Here is a 4369-nt window from a genome sequence, read left to right as displayed (position 1 = left end):
GTGCGGGAGGGGGCGGGGGGCGCGACGGGACGGGCGCCCGACCCGGCCGGGTGCGGGTCGGCTCTCAGCCGCGGCGCCGCCGCCCCCGCTCCAGGCGGGCCGCCTTGGCCCGTTTGGCGGCGAAGCGGATACCGCCCGGGCTCTCGCCCACCTGCACCCGGACGATGGTCGCCGGGGGATCGACCACGCCCTCCCCGACCCGCAGCAGAGAGGTCTCGACGACCCCCAGCTTGCCCAGGGCGGCACGGGCCGCCTTCAGTTCCTCCGGGGCACCGCTGCCCTTGATGGCGAGCATCTCCCCGTAGGGCCGCAGGAGGGGAACACCCCAGCTCGCCAACCGGTCCAGTGGAGCCACCGCGCGGGCGGTCACCACGTGCACCGGCTTGAAACTGCCCATGACCTCCTCGGCACGACCCCGGAGCACCGTCACGTGCGGCAGGTCGAGCAGTTCCACGACCTCCTGGAGGAAGTTGGTGCGGCGCAACAGCGGCTCGAGGAGGGTGATCTCCAGGTCGGGCCTGGCCAGGGCGAGGGGGATGCCGGGAAGTCCCGCGCCGGAGCCGACGTCGCAGACGGTCACCCGCTCCGGGACCGCCTCGCCGAGCACCGCGCAGTTCAGCAGGTGACGTTCCCAGAGGCGGGGCACCTCCCGGGGGCCGATGAGGCCCCGGGTGACGGCGACATCGGCGAGGATCTCCGCGTAACGCACCGCGTCGGGGAAACGGTCACCGAAGACCCGCTTCGCCTGCGGCGGGGGTTCACCCGGGCCCGGGGAGTCCTCGGACTCCCCGGGGCCGTCGATTCGCCCGGCGCTCACGGAAGGACGACCACGCGGCGCTGCGGCTCCTCGCCCTCGGACTCGCTGCGCAGTCCCGCCGCCGCCACGGCGTCGTGGACGACCTTGCGCTCGAACGGGGTCATCGGCTCCAGCCGCTTGGGCTCACCGCTGTCGCGAACCTCGGCCACCGCTTCGCGGGCCAGCTCGGTGAGCCGTTCCCGCTTGCGGGCCCGGAAGCCGGCGATGTCCAGCATGAGGCGGCTGCGCTCGCCCGTCTCCCGGAGCACGGCCAACCGGGTCAGTTCCTGGAGCGCCTCCAGGACCTCGCCGTCCCGACCCACGAGGCGCTGGAGGTCGCGGGCGCCGCCCTCCGCGATCACCGACACCGAGGCCCGATCGGCTTCGACGTCCATGTCGATGTCGCCGTCGAGGTCGGCGATGTCGAGCAGACCCTCCAGGTAGTCGGCCGCGATCTCGCCCTCCTGCTCCAGCCGGGAGAGGGCGTCGGTGGCCGGGGCGGCCGCGGTGGTGTCCGTCACGACGGGGCTCCTTCTTCCTTCTTACTTCTTGGTCTTGGCGGAGGACTTGCGCTTGGGCTGCTGCCGGGAGCCGCGGGCACCGGCGCCGGCGGGCTTGCGCGCGGCGGGGGTCGCGGCTCCGTTGGCACTCTTCGTGCCGTTCGCCTCCGCGGTGCCGTCGGCGGCCTCGGCCACCGGGTCGGCGGTGGGGTCGACGGCCGCGGCGGGAACCGTACCGTTGGCGCCGGGACGGGCGGTGGCCGCCTGGCGCCGGGCCTTGCTCTGCCGCTTGGGCTGGCGGCGGGCGGCGCGGGCCTGCTCGACGGTCTTCTTCGCCTCGACCTCGGCCGGGTCCTCCTTCAGCTTGCCCTTCTTGCGCAGCCGCTCCTGGCGCTGCTGGTAGGCGATGCTGCCCGGCGTGGGGTTGCGGTTGATCACGTACATCTGCTGGCCGAGGGTCCACACGTTGGTGGTGAGCCAGTAGATCAGGACACCGACGGGGAAGTTGATGCCGAAGACGGCGAACATGATCGGGAAGATGTACATCAGCATCTTCTGCTGGTTCATGAACGGCGTCTTGACCGTGAGGTCGACGTTCTTCGTCATCAGCTGGCGCTGCGTGTAGAACTGCGACAGCGACATCAGGACGATCATGATGACGGTGACGACCCGCACATCGGTCAGCGAGGCGCCGAACTCGGCGAGGCGGTCCGCGCCGTCCATGAACTTGGCCGCGATGGGGGCGCCGAAGATGGTGGCCTCACGGGCACTCTCGACCTGCTCGGGGGTGAGGATGCCGAGCGTCCGGTTGTTCGCGATGTGGTTCAGCACCTGGAAGAGGGCCAGGAAGAACGGGGACTGCGCGAGGATCGGGAGACAGCTGGCGAGCGGGTTGGTACCCGTCTCCTTGTACAGCTTCATCATCTCTTCCGACTGGCGCTGCCGGTCGTTCTTGTACCGCTCCTGGATCTTCTTCATCCGGGGCTGGATGGCCTGCATGTTCCGCGTGGCCTTGATCTGCTTGAAGAACAGCGGGATCAGCAGGATGCGGATCACGATCACGAGGGAGACGATCGACAGCCCCCACGCCCAGCCACTGTCGGGGTCGAAGACCTGGCTGTAGACATTGTGGAAGAAGATGATCACCTGGGTGACCAACCAGTACAAGGGACTGAGGATCGCGTTGATCGTGTCCACGGGTCAGGCTCCTAGGGCATTCGTGTGGGCCCGGTGCCGCCGGCGATGGCGCAGACGCTCATGCCAGACGGGGTGCTTCCGGGGAGGGACGTGGTCGACCCCTCCGGGAGACCACGGGTTGCAACGCAGCACGCGCCAGGCCGTCAGGGCGGTGCCCTTGATGGCGCCGTGCCGGTCGATCGCGCCGTACCCGTAATGGGAGCACGACGGGTAGTAGCGACACACCGGGCCGAGCAGCGGACTGATCGTCCACTGGTACAGCTTGATCAGCAGCAGCAGCGGGTACTTCATGCGCGTACCCCTCCCAGCAGCCGCTCCAGGGCGGCGTCCACCTCGCGGGCCAACCGCGCGTACTCGGCCTCACCCGCACCGGGCAACGCCCGGACCACTACCAGGCTACCCGGGGGAAGCAATGAGAGCCGGTCCCGTACGACGTGACGGAGGCGACGTTGGACGCGATGCCGGACCACGGAGTTGCCCACGGCCCTGCTCACGACGAAACCCGCACGCGGCGGGGGGGGCTCCCCCACCGCGTGCGGGTTCGTGGTACCGGACCGTTTGGTCAGGTGGACGACCAGGTGGGTCTTCCCGGACCTGCGGCCACGGCGAACCGCCGCCGCGAAGTCCTCGCGCCGCCGCATCCGGTTCTCGGGAGGCAGCACGACGGGAACACCCGGGTCGGCCCTCAGGCCGACAGGCGGGCGCGGCCCTTGCCGCGGCGGTTGGCGATGATGGCGCGGCCCGCACGGGTCCGCATGCGCAGGCGGAAACCGTGGGTCTTCGCGCGACGCCGGTTGTTCGGCTGGAAGGTGCGCTTGCTCACTCGGGGGCTCCAGTAATTTCCTCGGTGCGCTCCGGGGCGGCGTCCGCCGGAGCACTGGTGTGGCGTCGATCGGCTGTCACCGTGCGCCCACGAGGAGCTCGCAGAGGCCCTGGTAAGCCGCTTGGCGGAGTCCGGACGCACCGCGACGGGGCGGCGGACCCGGGGTCCCCCCGGATGTCTGCCCATCGGAGGCAGGCGGCAGCAGCCGTCGACAACTCGACTGTGCAACGGTACGCGGGGGCCGGTGTTCCGGTCAAACTCCGACGAAACCCGTGCCCCTCGCCATCGTTGTACACACCCTGTGGACAATGACTTGAAGCCCGGATGCGGTGCTGACTACCGTGTCCGGACTCGACACGACCATCCGTACCGGCTCGGACCGTTCACCTCTTGCCCCGACTTACCCGACTTGCCCCGCCGCACCCCCGGTACCCCGTCATCCCCGAAGTTCCCGGCCGACCGGGCGCCACCACCCGGTGGCCGCCCCCCGCGGCCGGTCACCGCGACCCGAGAGAGCGAACCAGTGGCCGACCTCCCAGCAGACCTCGCGGCGGTATGGCCACGCGCGCTCGCCTCGATGCTCTCCGCCGAGCAGGGGCTGGAACCGAAGGACCACCGCTGGCTGCAGGAGTGCGTGCCCCTCGCCCTGGTCTCCGACACCGCGCTGCTCGGCGTCCCCAATGAATACGCCAAGAGCGTGCTGGAGGGGCGACTGGCCCCCCTGATCGGCTCCGCGCTCAGCAAGGAGTGCGGACAGCCGGTCCGCCTGGCCGTCACCGTGACCGCGCCCCCGCCCGAGCCGAGCCGGGCACCGGCCCCCGCCGGGGACCACCCGGCCGGCCCTCCGGCGGACCGGGACCACCCCGACCACCGGGGGCGGGCCCACCACGACGACCGGCACGAATCGGCCGGCGGGCACGGCGGCCGCGGCGGCACGGAGCATCCCGGCCCCGGTTACGACGGACGCCACGAGGGACACCGGGACGGTCGGTCCGACGGCTGGTCGGACGACCTGCCCGCCGCGCGTCCGGCGTACCCCGACCACCCCCGGGC

At 71.3% G+C, this 4369-nt stretch carries 6 protein-coding genes and 1 pseudogene; 1 reads left to right on the top strand and 6 read right to left on the bottom strand.

Annotated elements, in window-relative coordinates; genetic code table 11:
• Nucleotides 1–64 precede the first annotated feature (64 nt).
• Genes rsmG through rpmH form a run of 6 tightly spaced genes read right to left on the bottom strand, consistent with a single transcriptional unit; the run spans nt 65 to nt 3316 of the window.
• Entirely contained in the window at nt 65–802 is a 738-nt protein-coding gene (gene rsmG, locus FOE67_RS17975; protein ID WP_182665521.1) for a 16S rRNA (guanine(527)-N(7))-methyltransferase RsmG, read from the bottom strand.
• An 11-nt stretch (nt 803–813) separates the two neighbouring features.
• The gene (locus FOE67_RS17970; RefSeq protein WP_182665517.1) at nt 814–1317 is read right to left on the bottom strand and encodes a Jag family protein; all 504 of its coding nucleotides are present in this window, start codon (nt 1315–1317) and stop codon (nt 814–816) included.
• A 21-nt stretch (nt 1318–1338) separates the two neighbouring features.
• Entirely contained in the window at nt 1339–2484 is a 1146-nt protein-coding gene (gene yidC, locus FOE67_RS17965; RefSeq protein WP_182665519.1) for a membrane protein insertase YidC, read from the bottom strand.
• Nucleotides 2485–2496: 12 nt separating this feature from the next.
• The gene (gene yidD / locus FOE67_RS17960) at nt 2497–2784 is read right to left on the bottom strand and encodes a membrane protein insertion efficiency factor YidD (RefSeq protein ID WP_182665515.1); all 288 of its coding nucleotides are present in this window, start codon (nt 2782–2784) and stop codon (nt 2497–2499) included.
• Nucleotides 2781–3155 (bottom strand): ribonuclease P protein component, encoded by a 375-nt coding sequence (rnpA, locus tag FOE67_RS17955; RefSeq protein WP_182665513.1) that lies wholly within the window; start codon nt 3153–3155, stop codon nt 2781–2783. Before rnpA ends, yidD begins: the two co-directional genes overlap by 4 nt.
• A gap of 23 nt (nt 3156–3178) precedes the next feature.
• On the bottom strand, nt 3179–3316 hold the full coding sequence (gene rpmH / locus FOE67_RS17950; protein ID WP_093840217.1) for a 50S ribosomal protein L34: 138 nt from the start codon (nt 3314–3316) through the stop codon (nt 3179–3181).
• A 523-nt stretch (nt 3317–3839) separates the two neighbouring features.
• Here rpmH and FOE67_RS17945 point away from each other — a divergent pair.
• Nucleotides 3840–4369: pseudogene (locus tag FOE67_RS17945) on the top strand (chromosomal replication initiator protein DnaA); the annotation flags it as partial.

This window comes from Streptomyces calidiresistens (assembly GCF_014141525.1).
GTDB classification, from domain to species: domain Bacteria; phylum Actinomycetota; class Actinomycetes; order Streptomycetales; family Streptomycetaceae; genus Streptomyces; species Streptomyces calidiresistens.
Note: the sequence above shows the minus strand (reverse complement) of the source record. Positions and strands in the feature narration are given on the sequence as shown.

Bases quoted from the DNA above. Each gene is read 5' to 3' on its own strand.
- yidD (WP_182665515.1), bottom strand. From the start codon at position 2,784: ATGAAGTACCCGCTGCTGCTGCTGATCAAGCTGTACCAGTGGACGATC.